Origin of the sequence: Streptococcus mitis (assembly GCF_946188615.1) — a bacterium.
GTDB lineage: Bacteria > Bacillota > Bacilli > Lactobacillales > Streptococcaceae > Streptococcus > Streptococcus mitis_BZ.
The window spans coordinates 119,075-136,057 of the sequence record NZ_CAMHVK010000005.1; the positions used below are offsets into that span (position 1 = coordinate 119,075).

The 16,983-nt window shown below is 39.2% G+C and carries 15 protein-coding genes, 2 tRNA genes and 1 pseudogene; 8 read left to right on the forward strand and 10 right to left on the reverse strand.

What is annotated here, in order from left to right:
* Positions 1–7: 7 nt before the first annotated feature.
* Positions 8–772 carry a (S)-acetoin forming diacetyl reductase gene (locus OCF95_RS06425; protein ID WP_000048147.1) on the forward strand — a complete coding sequence of 255 codons (765 nt, stop codon included), beginning with the start codon at positions 8–10 and terminating at the stop codon, positions 770–772.
* A gap of 107 nt (positions 773–879) precedes the next feature.
* Here OCF95_RS06425 and OCF95_RS06430 read toward each other — a convergent pair whose 3' ends face one another.
* Both OCF95_RS06430 and OCF95_RS06435 read right to left on the reverse strand, forming a co-directional pair.
* Positions 880–1,671 (reverse strand): DUF2785 domain-containing protein, encoded by a 792-nt coding sequence (locus OCF95_RS06430; protein ID WP_261105111.1) that lies wholly within the window; start codon positions 1,669–1,671, stop codon positions 880–882.
* A gap of 11 nt (positions 1,672–1,682) precedes the next feature.
* Positions 1,683–2,015, reverse strand: coding sequence for a winged helix-turn-helix transcriptional regulator (locus OCF95_RS06435; protein WP_000182730.1), 333 nt, complete (start codon positions 2,013–2,015; stop codon positions 1,683–1,685).
* A 150-nt stretch (positions 2,016–2,165) separates the two neighbouring features.
* On the opposite strand from OCF95_RS06435, the gene OCF95_RS06440 reads away from it, so the two are divergent.
* Positions 2,166–2,555: a nuclear transport factor 2 family protein gene (locus OCF95_RS06440; protein WP_261105093.1), complete on the forward strand. Its 390-nt coding sequence runs from the start codon at positions 2,166–2,168 to the stop codon at positions 2,553–2,555.
* 168 nt (positions 2,556–2,723) lie between these two features.
* Here OCF95_RS06440 and pepF read toward each other — a convergent pair whose 3' ends face one another.
* From pepF to OCF95_RS06465, 5 genes are all read right to left on the reverse strand, one after another.
* The gene (gene pepF, locus OCF95_RS06445) at positions 2,724–4,520 is read right to left on the reverse strand and encodes an oligoendopeptidase F (protein ID WP_261105094.1); all 1,797 of its coding nucleotides are present in this window, start codon (positions 4,518–4,520) and stop codon (positions 2,724–2,726) included.
* A gap of 10 nt (positions 4,521–4,530) precedes the next feature.
* Positions 4,531–5,274, reverse strand: a complete 744-nt coding sequence (locus OCF95_RS06450; RefSeq protein WP_261034761.1) for a 16S rRNA (uracil(1498)-N(3))-methyltransferase — start codon at positions 5,272–5,274, stop codon at positions 4,531–4,533.
* A gap of 1 nt (position 5,275) precedes the next feature.
* The gene (prmA, locus tag OCF95_RS06455; RefSeq protein ID WP_045605872.1) at positions 5,276–6,226 is read right to left on the reverse strand and encodes a 50S ribosomal protein L11 methyltransferase; all 951 of its coding nucleotides are present in this window, start codon (positions 6,224–6,226) and stop codon (positions 5,276–5,278) included.
* Positions 6,227–6,363: 137 nt separating this feature from the next.
* Entirely contained in the window at positions 6,364–6,792 is a 429-nt protein-coding gene (locus tag OCF95_RS06460) for an NUDIX hydrolase (protein ID WP_004256074.1), read from the reverse strand.
* A 9-nt stretch (positions 6,793–6,801) separates the two neighbouring features.
* Positions 6,802–7,272: a DUF3013 family protein gene (locus OCF95_RS06465; protein ID WP_000257122.1), complete on the reverse strand. Its 471-nt coding sequence runs from the start codon at positions 7,270–7,272 to the stop codon at positions 6,802–6,804.
* Positions 7,273–7,387: 115 nt separating this feature from the next.
* Here OCF95_RS06465 and OCF95_RS06470 point away from each other — a divergent pair, with 115 nt between their 5' ends.
* The 4 genes from OCF95_RS06470 (at position 7,388) to OCF95_RS06485 (ending at position 9,971) form a co-directional block, all read left to right on the forward strand.
* The gene (locus OCF95_RS06470) at positions 7,388–8,659 is read left to right on the forward strand and encodes a replication-associated recombination protein A (RefSeq protein WP_120718573.1); all 1,272 of its coding nucleotides are present in this window, start codon (positions 7,388–7,390) and stop codon (positions 8,657–8,659) included.
* A 264-nt stretch (positions 8,660–8,923) separates the two neighbouring features.
* Positions 8,924–8,996, forward strand: a tRNA-Lys gene (locus OCF95_RS06475).
* A gap of 324 nt (positions 8,997–9,320) precedes the next feature.
* On the forward strand, positions 9,321–9,836 hold the full coding sequence (locus tag OCF95_RS06480; RefSeq protein WP_033681462.1) for a DUF308 domain-containing protein: 516 nt from the start codon (positions 9,321–9,323) through the stop codon (positions 9,834–9,836).
* A gap of 62 nt (positions 9,837–9,898) precedes the next feature.
* Positions 9,899–9,971, forward strand: a tRNA-Lys gene (locus tag OCF95_RS06485).
* A 140-nt stretch (positions 9,972–10,111) separates the two neighbouring features.
* On the opposite strand, the gene OCF95_RS06490 is transcribed toward OCF95_RS06485, so the two are convergent.
* Entirely contained in the window at positions 10,112–11,200 is a 1,089-nt protein-coding gene (locus OCF95_RS06490) for an AI-2E family transporter (RefSeq protein ID WP_033681461.1), read from the reverse strand.
* Between the two features lie 9 nt (positions 11,201–11,209).
* Positions 11,210–12,499, reverse strand: a complete 1,290-nt coding sequence (locus tag OCF95_RS06495) for a DUF308 domain-containing protein (RefSeq protein ID WP_261105095.1) — start codon at positions 12,497–12,499, stop codon at positions 11,210–11,212.
* 802 nt (positions 12,500–13,301) lie between these two features.
* On the opposite strand from OCF95_RS06495, the gene OCF95_RS06500 reads away from it, so the two are divergent.
* The gene (locus tag OCF95_RS06500; RefSeq protein ID WP_000379854.1) at positions 13,302–13,733 is read left to right on the forward strand and encodes an Rrf2 family transcriptional regulator; all 432 of its coding nucleotides are present in this window, start codon (positions 13,302–13,304) and stop codon (positions 13,731–13,733) included.
* Between the two features lie 90 nt (positions 13,734–13,823).
* The gene (locus OCF95_RS06505; protein ID WP_261105096.1) at positions 13,824–14,828 is read left to right on the forward strand and encodes an NADP-dependent oxidoreductase; all 1,005 of its coding nucleotides are present in this window, start codon (positions 13,824–13,826) and stop codon (positions 14,826–14,828) included.
* Between the two features lie 348 nt (positions 14,829–15,176).
* Here the strand turns inward: OCF95_RS06505 and mgaSpn are convergent.
* Positions 15,177–16,654 (reverse strand): annotated as a pseudogene (gene mgaSpn / locus OCF95_RS06510) (virulence factor transcriptional regulator MgaSpn).
* Positions 16,655–16,983: the final 329 nt, after the last annotated feature.

The window sequence follows — 16,983 nt, forward strand, 5'->3', positions numbered from 1 at the left end:
GAATCATATGTCTAAAGTTGCTATTGTCACAGGTGCAGGTCAAGGAATCGGTTTTGCAATCGCAAAACGATTGGTTCAAGATGGCTTTAAGGTAGGAGTCTTAGACTACAATCCCGAAACAGCTGAAAAAGCTGTTGCCGAATTATCAGCTGAAAATGCCTTTGCTGTCGTGGCCGATGTTTCGAAACAGGCAGAAGTTGCCCAAGCATTTCAAAAAGTTGTTGACCATTTTGGTGATTTGAATGTTGTCGTAAATAACGCTGGTGTTGCTCCAACTACTCCTCTTGATACAATTACTGAGGAACAATTTACACGCACTTTCGGTATCAACGTTGGTGGTGTCATTTGGGGTTCACAAGCTGCACAAGCGCAATTTAAAGCACTTGGCCACGGAGGTAAAATTATCAACGCAACCTCTCAAGCCGGTGTAGTGGGCAATCCAAATCTAACTGTTTATGGTGGAACAAAATTTGCTGTTCGAGGAATTACGCAAACATTAGCACGTGATTTAGCAGACTCAGGAATCACTGTTAACGCCTACGCACCGGGTATTGTGAAAACACCAATGATGTACGACATCGCTCATGAAGTTGGTAAAAATGCAGGAAAAGATGACGAATGGGGTATGCAGACATTTGCAAAAGATATTACTCTAAAACGTCTATCTGAACCAGAAGATGTGGCTGCAGCCGTCAGCTTCCTTGCAGGACCAGATTCAAACTACATTACAGGACAAACCATTATCGTTGATGGTGGTATGCAATTCCATTAAAATACACAAAAAGAGGTTGGAAAATGATTCAACCTCTTTTATTAGTTTTCATTATCAGTTAGGAGGATACAATAGAAACTCTTTCAATAAGTAATATTAGCTTATCCCTAGTATTGAAAAGACTGGATGGCTTCTTTCAAGTCATCTTGTAAACTATTTCTCTGGTCAAGTTGGACATAGACTTCCAACAGACAGGATCTGAAGTTGGAAAATTTATAAAAATCTTCCCTTTCTTCTATCGGAAAGTCAACAGCTTTTATCCAAGAAGCTACTTGCTCTTGCTCCAACTTACTTTGTAAAATAGGTTCATAGATCACTCTTGCTAAACGCCAATCCTCATCATCTGTAAAACGAATCGAAATTCTTTTAAATAGTTGGCCAAGTATCTCAAATACTTCATGAACCCTGTTTTTAGGAAAGTTTGGATGACAAACCACCTCTGTCAGTAAATCGGCTCCATGTGCAAAAGCATGAACCCAACCATACTGACTTGAAAAACCCGTTGTATCCTTTTCTTTTGAAAGATAATACAATCCTTGATTTAAAAGGACATTACGAATTTCTGATTGTAATCCCTGATAAAAAACCGATTGCTGGTTGGCATCCGCAGACAAGAGATTTGCATAAATAAGCGCCCTAAAAGAACGTTCAAGGGTTGACAGACCTACCTTATCAATCTCTTTATCTAGTCCTCCATCAGCTGATACCACCTCAGCAATGAACTGAAATTGTTCCTGTGTAAATAGCTCTTCCTGAATCCCTCTAGCAAAGCTTATAAAAACAAGGTCATCGCGAATTTCTGGAGAAGAATCTCCCAAATGATCAAGCAACCATTGGATTTCTTCCTCATGATAACTTGGTTTTTCTTCTGCTATTTTTCTAAGTAACTCTTGATACATGGTCAATACCTCTACATTTCTAGCAACTTGATATAATCTAGCCCCCATTTCTCGACAGCATCTAAAACAACTCTGAATTCCTGCCCCATTTCGGTTAAGCTGTACTCAACTCGTGGTGGAACTTCGGCATAGACCTTTCGTTGAACAATCTTATCCTTTTCTAATTGACGGAGATGACGGGTCAAAATAGTTTGAGTAATCCCAGGCAATAATCTCTGCAATTCTTTAAATCGTTTGGTACCCGTACTCAACTGATAAATGATTACCAGTGCCCATTTCCCCGTTAAAACCCTCTGCGTTGTCGCAAATGGACAAATACCATACTCACTCACTTTATTTGTCATAAAATATCTTCTTTCTATTTTTTAAAAAAAATTTATCTTTTAGTATCAATAATAGTACTACTTTTGATACTAGCTATCAAAAAAGTCTCTACTTGTTTTTTTGTTTGTAACTGTTACAATTATATCATAAAAAAGAAATGGAGAATAGATATGTCAACAAACTTAGAAATTTTCAACGCTTATAACCAAGCTTTAATTGCTGGTGACTTTCCTGGTGTCTTTGAAACGATGGCAGACGATATTGTCTGGCATCAACCTGGTAATCATAGAATATCTGGTACAGTTGTTGGTAAGGACCAACTAGGATCTCACCTGGCTACATTTGCTGAGAAAACTAATGGAACCTTTAAGGTAATAACAAATTGGGTTTCTGACAATAAGGATTTAATCGCAGCCAATGTTACTTTTCTTGGAACACGTGCTGATGGTACTGAACTCAATATGAACGGGATTGACCTCTTCCGTATTGAAGACGGAAAAATCAAAGAAGTTTGGCTCTTCTCTTCAGATCAAGCTGAAGAAGATAGCTTTTGGGGATAATTTAAGGGGCCAGGACAAAAAATTTTGATTTTAGGAATTCTTTATTCTAAATTTTTAAATCAATAGATTAGATAAAAAAGCAAACAAAACAGAATTCTGAGTGTCAGATAACTCGTTTTGTTCGCTTTTTATATTTAAGGTTAGACTTTTGTTCCAGACTCTTTTAATTTACTCTCCCAACTGGGCACTGTAGGCGATGATCTGATCAACTGTGTCAGACAAGAATTGGATGGTATCACGGAGTGGTTTATCTGTTGAAATATCAGCACCGATAATCATAGCTGACTCAAGTGGTGTCTTGCTACCACCTGATTTGAGGAGATTGAGCCAGTCTTCAGCTCCAGTTTCTGAATGTTTCAGATGAAGGTAACCAGCAGTCGAAATGACTAGCCCTGCTGAGTAGGTGTAACTATACAAGCCCATGTAGTAGTGAGCTTGGCGCATCCAAGTCAGAGCTGCATCATCATCAATCTCAATGGCATCTCCCCAGAAATCGGTCAAAACTTCCTTCATAATGCTGTTGAGTTTACTTGCACCAAAGGTCTCCCCTTCTTCAATCAATGTATACACCTTACGCTGGAAGGCTGCTTCCAAGAGGTGGGTAATAAAGTTATGGAAGTAGGTGTCTGTCAAGCGGTGAGCCAGAGCAAAGCGTTTTTGACGAGGGTCGTCAGATTGGTGTTCCAAGTAATCACTGAGAAGCAATTCATTGAAAGTTGACGGCGCTTCAACATAGTAGGTCGACATGTGGGCATTGAAGTAGCTTTGGTGATTGTCCGAAAAGATGAATTGACCAGAATGCCCGATTTCATGAATCAAGGTATAGACATCGCTCAAACGACCTGTCCAACTCATGAGGACATAAGGGTGCACGCGATATGGGTCCGCTGCATAACCCCCAGAATCCTTGCCACTATTAGCAGCAAAGTCAACCCAGCGTTCTTCTTGATAACGGGCAACTTCCTGACAATATTCTTCACCCAATGGTGCGACTGATTTCATGACCAAGTCATAGGCTTCGTCAATAGTCACTTGAGGATTCAGGGCGCTGTCCAAGTCCAATTTCCAGTCTGCAAAGGTCATCTTTTCAAGATCATTTACCTTGGCAACATGCTTAAGGTATCTCTGAGCGACTGGCGCAAAATCCTTCATGATGAGGTCAATCTGACGGTCAAACATGGCACGGTTCACTTCTTGCTCAGCTAAAAGATAATCAAAAACTGAGTTATAGCCTTTCATATCTGCCAAGAGTTTTTCAGACTTGACTTGGGCTAAATAGGCTGCCGCAGCCGTATTTTGGTGCTTACGAAGTCCTTCCGAGAAGGAACGGAATGATTTCTCACGAACCTCAGCGTCCTCATGGTTTTGGTAGAAATTCTCATAGGTCACAAAACTATTTTTGTAGGTCTTACCATGGGCTTCAAAGTCAGCCATTTCAAAATCCCCAGCTCGCATCTTAGTGTAGATGTCCTGCGGACTGTAGAAAACTTCTCCTAGATTGGTCAAGGCCTTTTCTACATCAGCTCCGAGATAGTGGGCTTTTTTGATTTTTGCCTGACGAATAGCTGCCGTCAAGTGGGGAAGTTCCCCCAAACGGTCCAAAACAACCTCTTCTGCTGCTACCAAGGCATCGTCAAAGAAGGTAAGAGCTACGCTAGCATCTGTTTCAAATTCCATCCCAGCTTGGGCAATATTGGCAAAATCTTCATTGCTATAATCTGTCGTCTGAGGCATAAAGCCATAGTTGCCAATATGGCTCATCTGAATGTAGATTTGTTCCAATTCCGCAAAGGCCTTTTCGAAATCTTCAAAAGTATGAAGATTGCCCTTGTAGTCACGGCTAAATTGATTGATGTCTTCGCGAGCCTTCTCGATTGCACGCAAGAAATCCTCTCGGTCTTGATATAGGGCTGTTAAATCCCAAAGTTCCTTTTCTGGAAATTCTGAACGGTGTTTTTGTTCCATTTTCTTCCTCTTATTTCTCTAATTCTAATAAAACACTAAGGGCTGATAAGGCGTAAAGTGGTGCTGTTTCTGCTCGCAAGATACGAGGGCCAAGTCCTGCCAAGACTGCTCCCTTAGCTTCGAAACTCTCGATTTCCGCAGGTGACAGGCCACCTTCTGGACCAAAGATAAAGAGCAGTTTGGCTCCTTTTTCAAGACCAGAGACCGCTTGTAAGAGCGCAGCGGCTTCTCCTTCTTTTGCTGATTCTTCATAGGCTACTATGATAGAGTCAAACTGGTCCAGTTGAGCTAGAAAGTCTGATTTTTTCTCGAAAAGTGTTACACTCGGTACTAGATTACGCTTGCTTTGTTCTGCTGCTCCAAGGGCAATTTTTTCTAGTTTTTCAACCTTTTTACCCAATTTCTTGCCATCCCATTTGGCGACCGACCAATCGGCAGGAAAGGCCCAGATTTGGCTGGCTCCTAGTTCCGTCACTTTTTGAGTGATAAACTCCAGCTTATCTCCCTTAGGAAATCCAGATGCGATGGTCACCTGGATTGGTAATTCCACGTTGTCAGCTAACTTTTCAACCAACTCAAACTGACGATTTTCAACATCCAAGACGCGCGCCAAGCGCTTAATTCCATCATCAAAGACCAAGGTCACTTCATCATCTTCTTTCAAGCGCATAACCTGAAACATATGCTTGCTGGTTTCCTTGTCCTCGATGTTGACAGGAGAGACTGCACTCCCCTTGACAAAATACTGCTGCATGCTAGCCTCCAATCACACCTGAAATATCCTTGGTTTTCTTAAAGACACAGGCATTCCATTCCCCTTGAACCATGTGAGTTTCGAGGAAAAATCCAGCTGACTCAGCCGACTCGCGCACCATGTCCCACTTGTCCTTGATAATGCCACTCATGATGAGGTAGCCTTCATCCTTGACCAAGCGGTAAGCATCATCCGTCAAATGAATAAGGATATCCGCCAAGATATTAGCCACAATCACATCTGCCTCAATCTCAACTCCCTTAAGCAAGTCTCCTGCTGCTACATGAATGTTTTCCATACCAGGGTTGAGCTCAATATTTTCCTGAGCAACACGAACTGCCACATCATCCAGGTCGTAGGCAAAGATTTCCTTGGCACCAAGTAGCGAGCTGGCAATAGAGAGAACCCCTGAACCAGTACCCACATCTAGCACTGTTTCCCCACCACGAAGAACCTGCTCCAAGGCAAAGAGGCTCATCTTAGTGGTTGGATGGGTCCCCGTACCAAAAGCCATACCTGGATCCAGCTTGATAATCTTTTCCCCAGCAGTCGCCTCATAGTCCGTCCAAGACGGCACGATGGTCAAATCATGAGTGATACGAGCTGGTTCATAGTATTTCTTCCAGTTGTCTGCCCAGTCTTCCTCAGCCAAGGCAGTCGTACCCATCTTGACCTCTCCCAAGTCCATAAAATCAGTTAGTTCCGCGAGACGGGCCTGCAAGTCTGCCTCAACCGTTGCTACATCAACCGTATCAGGGTAGTAGGCTGTCACTACGATTTCTTCTTGCTGCTCAACCTCTGGGAAAATCTCGCCGAAGCGGTCAACATTTCCCACATAGTCCATACTATCTTCGATCGCAACGCCTTGCGCTCCCAGCTCAATCAAGAGATTGGAAACCAATTCCTCTCCCTCACGCTTCACTGTAACTTTTAACTCTTGCCATGTTTCCATCATTAAGATACCAAGCCCGTAAAACACAAAGCCAAAATAGGAAACTCTCTGAAGACGTTTGTATCTAAGAGAAGTTTATCTTTTTGGCACCGTGTTTAGGGCGGGTTCAGTTTAGAAATGTAACTGAACCATCCTTTCTAATCACTTACTTTTAAATAATCTTTTAATCTCTCTTGCAACTGAGGTACAACTTGACTGGAACTAAGAAACTCCTCAACATTCATTAACTGATAACCCTGTCCCTCATCTCCAAATACGATACTGTCAAACTGGTTCTGTGTTAACTGACCAACTAGAAAAACGGACTGTTTGTCTGTAAAAAGCATACTTAGATAAACCTTACTCCAAAGCAGACAATCCTCAGTCAGATGAATTCCCAGTTCTTCATAAACTTCACGCGCCACGCACTCAAAAGGACTTTCATCCCCCTCTCGTCCCCCACCGGGCAGTTCCCACATATTGGGCCAGGGAATGCTTGCCTTATCATCGCGTAAGATAGTCAAGAGCCTATCCCCACAAAACAAAGCGATCTTACAGCCTGTGAAATCAGAAATCTCTATGTCCATGTCAAACTCCTAGTATCTCGGATAAGGATAAAATTCTCCTTCTTCCAAGCCAACTTTTCCTTCTTCAAAGACTTCTTGGTTCCATTCCATGACAAATTCTTCGGCTTCTGGGTCTTCCAAAAAGTCCATAAGGGCATCTAGCCCAACCTCAGCAGTATCTTTAAGGAATAGCGCAAAATAAGCTAAAAATTCGCGGGAAAATCCTTTTTTAGGTAGGTAAGGAATAACCGTCAAATAGTCTTCCTCATTGACTGTTGATTTGGCAGGATTGTAAAAAAGCACTGCTTCCTCAAAGAGAATGTCATCTGACGAAACCTCTCCGTCTTCATCTACCATCTCCACACCTGCAGCGTTTTGCGCTTCCAATAGAAAACTCACTTCAACCGCGTGGTTACGCTTGTCCCAACTAATCTCAAAGTCAAAGGGAAAATTCTTCTCCAACTCTTCCTCTAAAACATCTAAAAATCCGTATGTTGCCATTTTGTCCTCTTTCTATGCGACTCTTTAATCGCCCCGATTGCTCGGAAATATGCTAAAATAGATACTACCATCTTACCACATATACATCAGAAAATCCACGTTAGAAAGGACTGCTATGCCAGACAATCTCGCGCTTCGCATGCGCCCTAAAACCATCGATCAGGTCATCGGTCAGGAACATCTGGTCGGGCCTGGAAAAATTATCCGCCGCATGGTGGAAGCCAATCGCCTGTCCTCCATGATTCTCTATGGCCCTCCGGGAATCGGTAAGACCAGTATTGCCTCTGCCATCGCTGGGACTACTAAGTATGCCTTTCGAACTTTCAATGCGACAGTAGATAGTAAAAAAAGACTCCAAGAAATCGCGGAAGAGGCTAAATTTTCTGGTGGTCTCGTCCTATTGCTAGACGAGATTCATAGACTAGATAAAACCAAGCAAGACTTTCTCCTTCCTCTCTTGGAAAGTGGACTAGTCATCATGATTGGGGCTACAACTGAAAATCCTTTCTTCTCTGTCACTCCTGCCATTCGTAGCCGTGTTCAAATTTTTGAGTTGGAACCTCTGTCTAACCAAGACGTCAAAGAGGCTCTTCAGATAGCTCTAAGTAGTCCTGAGCGTGGTTTTGATTTCCCAGTAGAACTAGATGAAGATGCGCTGGATTTCATCGCAACCTCTACAAACGGAGACCTTCGCTCTGCCTTTAACTCACTGGATTTGGCAGTTCTATCTACCCCTGAGAATGACGAGGGCATCCGCCATATCACCCTAGACATAATGGAAAATAGTCTTCAGAGAAGCTACATTACCATGGACAAGGATGGAGACGGTCACTATGATGTTCTATCTGCCCTGCAAAAGTCTATCCGTGGCTCAGATGTTGATGCCAGTCTTCACTATGCTGCCCGCTTGATTGAGGCTGGTGATTTGCCAAGTCTCGCTCGTCGTTTGACTGTTATCGCTTATGAAGATATCGGCTTAGCCAATCCTGAAGCTCAGATTCACACCGTGACTGCTCTGGATGCTGCCCAAAAGATTGGGTTCCCAGAAGCCCGCATTCTCATTGCCAATATCGTGATTGATTTGGCCCTTTCTCCAAAATCCAACTCAGCCTATGTAGCTATGGACAAGGCACTTGCCGACCTCAAAACATCAGGGCATTTGCCTATTCCTCGGCACCTGCGTGATGGGCACTACAGTGGAAGCAAGGAACTGGGGAATGCCCAAGACTATCTCTATCCACACAACTATCCTGGAAATTGGGTCAAGCAAGACTATCTACCAGAAAAAATTCGTAATCATCACTATTTCCAAGCAGAAGATACTGGTAAATATGAACGGGCTTTGGCTCAAAGAAAGGAAGCTATCGACCGTTTGCGAAAAATCTGAAATCCTTTTCAAAAAATTGCACTTTCCTCTTGATTTTTTTTGAAAAAGTGGTATTATATAAACATAGAAACGCTGTGGTGTACGACTTCACACTTAAGTGTTGACCGACTATTTTTTGTATTATTAGGGAAACAAAAGTCTTCTAACAGCATGTAGGCCGTCTCACACGGAAACAGCTTCAGTTAGAGCGAGTTGCCCACCTGCTTAATTGCGCGGGTTCAATACAAACCGTGAAGTTTCGGCACCAATACAGCTTTTTTCTTTGCCTCCTTAGCTCAGCTGGCAGAGCAGCGGACTCTTAATCCGTGGGTCACAGGTTCGATCCCTGTAGGGGGCATCTAAATACAACAGGAAAAAGCCTTGATAACCAAGGCTTTTTTGCTTGTCTATAACTGATTTACCCCATCATTTGTCCCACATTTTAAATCTATCTTTTCTTTTTGAATCAAATTACATCTTTACAAATAGTGTAAAGCCAGTTACTTTTGCTTTGATGCCATACAATATTTTCATGTAGAGAAGACAAATTTTATCTTCTCTTTTTATTTTCAAAATAATAAAAACTGAAACTTCCAAATTGTTTATTTATTTTATTGACATTTTCTATAAAAATAAGTATAATAGTTTTATTATCAGACTATACTATATAGGGGGTATTGAAATGAAATTTTCTAATCGTTTACTGCTATTCCTTGCAGGAGTTGTTTTTGTCCTTTTAGGACTTTTCCTATTTACAAACCCAGTAGCTAATCTTGTTGTTTACAGCTGGTGGATTGCATTTGGTTTACTGGTTTCTTCTATAGCAGCTATTTTAGGCTATTTCTCTGTACCAAAAGAGCTTCGCTCACCAGCTCATCTTTTCCAAGGGATTGTTAATCTTCTCTTAGCTCTTTACCTCGTTGCCTATGGCTTTGTGACGCTGCCAGTTGTCATTCCAACTATTTTAGGAATTTGGTTAATTGTAGAAGCCATTATAGCTTTCTTTAAAGGCAATCGTCTGGGATTGATTTTCCCTATTATTGGCAACCATATCATGTGGATAGCGTTGCTTGCATTTTTACTAGGTCTAGTGATTTTGTTCAATCCAGTAGCTACAAGTGTCTTTGTCGTTTATGTCGTTGCCTTTGCATTTTTAATTGTTGGTTTCACCTATATCCTTGATGCCTTTCGTAAATAATCTAGCTGCCATTTTGGGCATATTAAAATAGCTGGGAAGTTACATTCTCAGCTTTTTCTGTTGCCTCCTTAGCTCAGTTGGTAGAGCAGTAGACTCTTAAGCTATGGGGCGCAGGTTCGAGCCCTGCAGGGGGCACATCTAAATCAACAGAAATAAGCCTTGAAACCAAGGCTTTTTTTAACGTCTAATAGCTTTTTGTAGAAAAGTATTTAAAAATAAAAGAGAAGAGAATCTCTCACTCTCTTCTCAGTATATCTTATTAAATTTAGTTTTTCTTAATCTAGCTGATTTTCCTTTGCAACGACAAATTCCTTAACCAATCGATAGATAACAGCAAATATCGGTGTAAAGAATATCATCCCAAGTAGTCCGAAAAGATTCCCTCCAATACTAGCAGCCGCAAGCGTGAAAATAGCTGGCAAACCAATAGACTGACCTACAACTCTAGGATAAATAAGGTTTCCTTCAATCAGCTGTATAACTTGATATAGAAGAAGAGAAAGTAAGGCTTGAGTAGGACTCACTGTGAAGATAAAAATCGCTCCCACAACACAAGCAATCATAGGCCCTACATAAGGAATGAACGATAGCACTCCTGCAAAGATACCTGTCATTACTCCATAGGGTATCCCAAACACGCTGTAACCAACCGCTATCATAACTCCTATGATAACTGCTTCAATCAGCTGACTCATCAAAAATTGGTCATAAGTCTCTAGTGCTACTTGTCCAATGTAAGTCAACTTTATCACCACCTTCTCTGGAAGAAAAACTTTTAGAAGTCGACTCGTCATCGCTGCCAAATGTTCCTTACTGGATAAAAATAAAAAGGTGAAGACTATAATCAAAAAGGCATTCATCAAACTTGAAAAAATATTGCCGATATTACTAGTCAGACCTGATAAAAAACCTATCAAAGCTTGGCTAATAGAACTAGATTGTCCCTGTATGCCTGATACGATAGTTGACAACATGTCTTTGGTTACAAATTCCGAGCTGCCTAGAAATTTCCCAAGTTGAGTAAGGACTGTTGAAAGGACTGTTCCCAGCTGACTAATAGTCTGAGCTAGGGTTGGCAGCACCAAAACCAAAAGAGCAATCACGATTAAGATAAGAGCTAGGAAAACAAGTACCATGGCAATCGGACGACGCAACTCTGCCTTTACCTTCAATTTAACTAAGTACTGTTCAATTTTTTTCATAGGAACATTAAGCACAAAAGCAATAACAGCACCATAAATCAAGGTTGATATTACATCAAAGAGAGAGATTGCTCCTGATATAAAGCTCGATGCATTCAGAATTACAAGAGCAACCAGCCCTATAAAAAGTATTAACGGGGTGTATTTTTTTACTAAGTTCATAAATTCTCCTTAATAAACATGTTTAGATACGACTATACTATTTGGTTTTTCAAACTCTCGATTAAGGTAGGCTTGGTAAGTTCCTGGAGCGATAAATCCTTTGGGTGAGAGGATATCGGTGCCAGCCTGACCGACTATGGTATCAGCCAAGAGCACACAGTTTGTAGATAAGACAAAGTAGGATTTAAACTTAGATTTGATAAATTTATAAAGTTCCCCATCTGTCTCATGTCTGATTTTATAAGCGTAGGTGTAGTCTTCCTTACCATCACCTGTCATGATTTTATCTGCACTTGGCTCCCATGGAATCGTCAGTTGTTTCAATTCAGCCAACTTTTTCTGAACTGCTTTTTCCATTTCAGGCGTCAAATCTATCCCATAACCAAAAAGCGTTTTTTGACTCTCACGTTTACATAGGTCAATGTACTTGTCACGATCACAGAAATATAAGACACCATCTCCTACCATGCCAAATAAGGTCTCAGATGACGGATCATAGTTGCCATAAGAAATAACACGGCCCTGATAGCAGATATCCACATGACCAATAGCTGAAAACAGGGAGGTCTCAGCTGTATGAACAAAAATTTCTAGCTCTGCTGTCTTACCAGACTTCACTATTCCAAGATGGATATCTTCTTCCTCATCAGCATTTTCCAGCATAAATTTGTTAATTTTTGCTAAAGTTCTTGCAGGGATGAGAGCGGCTAGGACAATAGGTAAGCTCATTCTTACACGACGTTTGAGATGGTTTTTCCCAATTTCCTCCTCAAACAAGAAACCATCACGGATATTGGACACACCATAAAGGAAAAAATAAGCCCCTAATACAAAGAGTTGAAAGACAGAATTTCCTGTAGAGGACAAAAGACTAGTCCCACCAAGAAAAACTAGTACGAGTCCATCTAGTAAGAGACGAAAACGAGGTCGAATTTTGTTTTTGCGGTAGAGAACATAGGTGACAAGGTTAATACTAGCATGAAAAATCTGATAAACTCCAATCACAAGAGCCAAAATATAAATCGGCACATCCGTCGCAAGATTGGAGCCAAGCAAATATCCCAGCACTAACAATTTAACCAGTGCAACTCCCAAGGTGTCCGTTGACTGACTTTTTTTGAAAATACGTAATACTAAATCTAAGACCGTTGCTATCAAAGCTAAAAACAGAACCAGTCGAATAACCTTTACTGGCAACCAAGTCCCCGTGACCATCAAGATGAGACCTAGCAGAACAAACAAGAACCCCTGAGCAAGTAATTTCTTACCTGTCAGACCTAAAGATAGAATTTTCGCCATATAAAAACCTTTCAACAATAAAAATTAAACACTCCGATTAAACTGACTAGTAAATAGCCAACACTACAAACAGCCTGTGCCAGCAACATATGGTGACTAGAAATGACTGTAGTAATGTCACCATCTTGTCTTATGCACTTCTAAAATTTGTTATATTGATTAGAAACCAGAGCTTATAAAAACTAGCTAAACTCGAGAGATAGACACAATGCGACGAAAAAATGTATAACCAATTCAACTTGTTAAGGTAAGAAAGCATTATTTCCAATCTATTAATTATTCATCTATTACCTATTATGACACAATATTCCCTATAGTTCAACTTTTTACTTGTTTTTATATTACACGGACTAAAAAGTTTTCAACAGTTGATTGCATTTGTTTTAATAAGTTTTAACCTTTCTTGGTTAGATAAAAAAAGAACCATACAGTTTAGAATCTGTATGGTTTTTGCCCCACTTTTGTCCCATTTTTAAATCATGACATTGAAAATACCTAAAATCACTTATATTTCAATATTTTTAATTGCTCTCAATATGAAAGTCCTTTCCAAATCCCTGTAGGGGGCATCTAAATACAACAGGAAAAAGCCTTGATTTACAAGGCTTTTTTGTGTATCTGTTCTACTTTTGGTCAACTAATGGATATCAACGGTATAATTTTATGAACACCCTTCCCAGACAGCTCTAATCTGATTGCACTCAAAATTTTTTAAAATTTAAAACAAAAGACTTGCTTTTCTTTTAATTTATGTTATACTTGTTCTTGTATCTGATACAAGTTTATTAAGAGAGGGATTCATATGGATACAAAATTCTCAGTTGCTTTGCATATCTTAACAATGATTAGTGAAAGCAAGGAAACCTTAAGTTCTCAAGCACTAGCTATTAGTGTTGGGACTAACGCTAGTTACATTCGAAAAGTGATTGCCTTATTGAAAAATGCAGATTTGATTCATTCCCAGCAAGGAAAAACAGGTTATCAACTCAGTAAGTCTCCAAAGAAAATGACTTTACTAGAGATCTACTATGCTACTCAAGAAATCAATCACATTAGTTTATTCCCTGTTCATCAAAATAGCAATCCTGATTGCCCTGTTGGAAAACATATCCAAGGAGCAGTTTCACCGCTTTTCGCTAGTGCCGAATCTCAATTAGAGAAGGAATTAGCAAATCAAACTTTAGAAGATGTCATTGACAATCTATATAAACAAGCTAAACAAGTCCGAAACTGATTTGATAACAAGTCAGTTTTTACTGGAAATAACATATACTTGTATCAGATACAGGTATAAAATCATATAGAAAAAGAAAAGAGAAATCACATGAAAGCCGCACAACACACTACTTATAACAAAAACAATATCACACTGAACATCACAGAAATCGCTAAACCAAGTATTACAGACAAACAAGTCTTGGTGAAAGTCACCGCAGCCGGTGTTAATCCTCTCGATAACATGATCTCTCGTGGTGAGGTCAAGATGATTGTTCCTTACAAACTTCCTCAAACTGCAGGTAACGAGGTCGGTGGAATCGTTGAAAGCATTGGCAAGCAAGTTGACAACTTTCAGATAGGAGACCGTGTCTTTGGCCGTCTGCCACTTGATCATATCGGCGCCTTTGCAGAATACCTAGCTGTCGATAGCCAAGCCTTAGCCAAGGTTCCAGACTATCTATCAGACGAGGAGGCTGCTTCTGTTCCTCTTACTGCCTTGACCATTATACAGGCTCTTGAACTCATGGGCGCTCAAGCTGGGAAAACGATCTTTATTTCTGGTGGGACTGGTGGTGTCGGTGGAATGGCCATTCCAATTGCCAAGGCCAAAGGTTTGAAGGTCATCACCAATGGAGCTGGAGATAGTGCTGAGCGTGTTCTGAAACTAGGAGCAGATAGATTTATCGATTACAAAACAGAGGATTATACAAAAACTGTTAGCCAGGTTGATTATGTCCTCGATACACTTGGTGGGGCTGAAACTGAAAAACAAATGTCTATCATGAAAAAAGGTGGTCATCTTGTTTCCCTTCGTGCCATGCCAAACGGTGCCTTTGCCAAACGCATGAATCTACCAAAATGGAAACAGATGATTCTTGGCTTAGCAGGTCGCAAATTTGATAAGATGGCGGAAAAATATGGCGTCCACTATCATTTTATCTTTGTAGAAAGCAATGGCGCTCAATTACAAGAGGTAGCTGACCTCTTTAGTAAATTAGAAATCAAACCCTCTATCGATACAGTTTATCCATTTGAAGAGGTAAATAGCGCATTAGACAAGGTCGCTAATGGTCGCTCACGTGGAAAAACAGTCCTCAGCTTTAAGAAATAAAAAGGAAAACACAATGTCATATCTTACAACTAAAAATCAATTCGTCACTTGGCAGTGAATAAGTGTTCCGAAAAAGGGCTAACCAAACGTCAGCAAGGTTTGTCATGCCTAGCATACTATGTCACCGAGGTTACAAGTAATGAGGACCTCTTCGTCATTGACTAGCATACAAATGAATGGAACTAGTAACTCTGCTAATGATAAAAATGAACTGTTTCATATGATTCTATTTAATGAGTATTTTTCAATTCTCATGATAAATCATATGAAGCTTTTTTAATATTCAAAAAGACTCCACCTATCTATAGGAAATCTACCCTAGAGATGGATGGAGTCTTCTTTCACTCACTAATCTAATCGAATAAACATCATGGCATTTAACAAAGATATGAGTGAGACCGTGTTTATATTATTTGAATAGATCAGTCTCTTATTCTCAATCGGAGGAATAATAAAATTAGAAATGATGATATCATAAGGCGATTCTTCTAAAGATTCCTTTGATAATTCTAATTCAGTCCAAACTTCAAGTTCAAAATTGTTGCTGCAATAATAAGAAAGTGTCTCTGCAACGGATTTGGCATGATACTGATCAAAATTGCTCATAACCAGAACCTTCAGCTTTGGCTGATTTTGTAGTAAATTAAGCACCAAATGTTTGGTATGAGTGATGAAGGTATAAGATATATGATTTACCATCATTGAACTAGAACAAACCTCAAGAGTCTCTAAATAATGAGAAAGCTCTTTTTTTACATCTGAAACAAATTTAGGAAAAATATTTTGAAAATTCCTGATTGTATTCCCTTTTTGATCAAATAAAATAAACTCAGTGGACAACTCTTGACGATACAGATGTGCGGTATTATGCAGATGCCAAATCAGATTATCCTTATTCTCAATCTCAATCTGATACTTGACTGAAATCTGATCAATAAAATCACTCAATAGATGGTAAGATTTTTCAACATAACTATCCTTTTTTACGCATTTCATAAAGAAACTTTCATCTATGAAAAACATTTTTTGAAAGTAAGACACAAATAATTGGCAAACAACTTCCTCATCTAAAGAGATATTGTATTCTGATTCAAAACTCTGAGCAGCACCTTCTATTCCTTCCGACTGCATTAAAAAATCCAAACTTTGGTCGTTAAAAGAATCTTTCTCTATTTCCATAAAATGACCAAACTTTATTCGATATAAATTAATAACCAGGAGCAGCTTTAACATTCTATGAGTTGACAAATTCATTGGAAAGCTTGTTTCCTTATAAACCAATTCTAACAATTGAGATAGGGGCTCTGATGAAAAATTTTCAAATAGCCATTCTAGGAAATAATATTTTTCTGAAAAATATTATGCAAAAAAGTAACGAATGTCTCTCTCATTTCCAATGATTCGAACAGGAGTCAGACTGATTTCAAATTGAAATTGCCTTTTAATCACTTTATTGATTTGGCTAATAATACGATAGAGCGAAGATGAACTGATATAGAATTCTTTACAAATACTTTCAGCTTGACAACCTTCATTAAAAGAGATAAATTCTAAAATCGAAAAATGAGTTGAATGCTTAAAGAAATGATGGTAAACCATTTCAATATCACTATCATCGGTATTAATAATGCGTATACCATTAGTCGAAGAATGAAAAATCAAGTCAGGAAAAGCAGATTTAACATGGGATAGATCATCTTTGACTACACGTTCTGTACAATTTAATAACTCTGCTAGTTCAGAACGATGAAACCATCGTTTATGTTCAAATAATAATTCTAATAATTCTAATTGCCTATGACTTTTTTAGATAATAAATCTCTCATGAATGTCTTTCTCTTTTTATAAATTATCGGATTTCACCTCTTGCAATTATACCACAATGAATAGGTATAGCATGCTATAACGACTTTTACTAAGATCCTTTATCTCGTATAATAACACTACGGAGGCAATATATAAACAATTTTCTTATTTTACCGTCTATTAAGTGCGTGAATACAGAATCAAATTCAAGTCGAAAGATTATATTTTTAATTTTAAAAATTATATAATAGCAACAATCAAAGAATTTGATTTTTTTATATTAAAATTATATAATAATCAAAATAATTGATTATTTTATATTAAAATTATATAATAGCGATAATTAAAG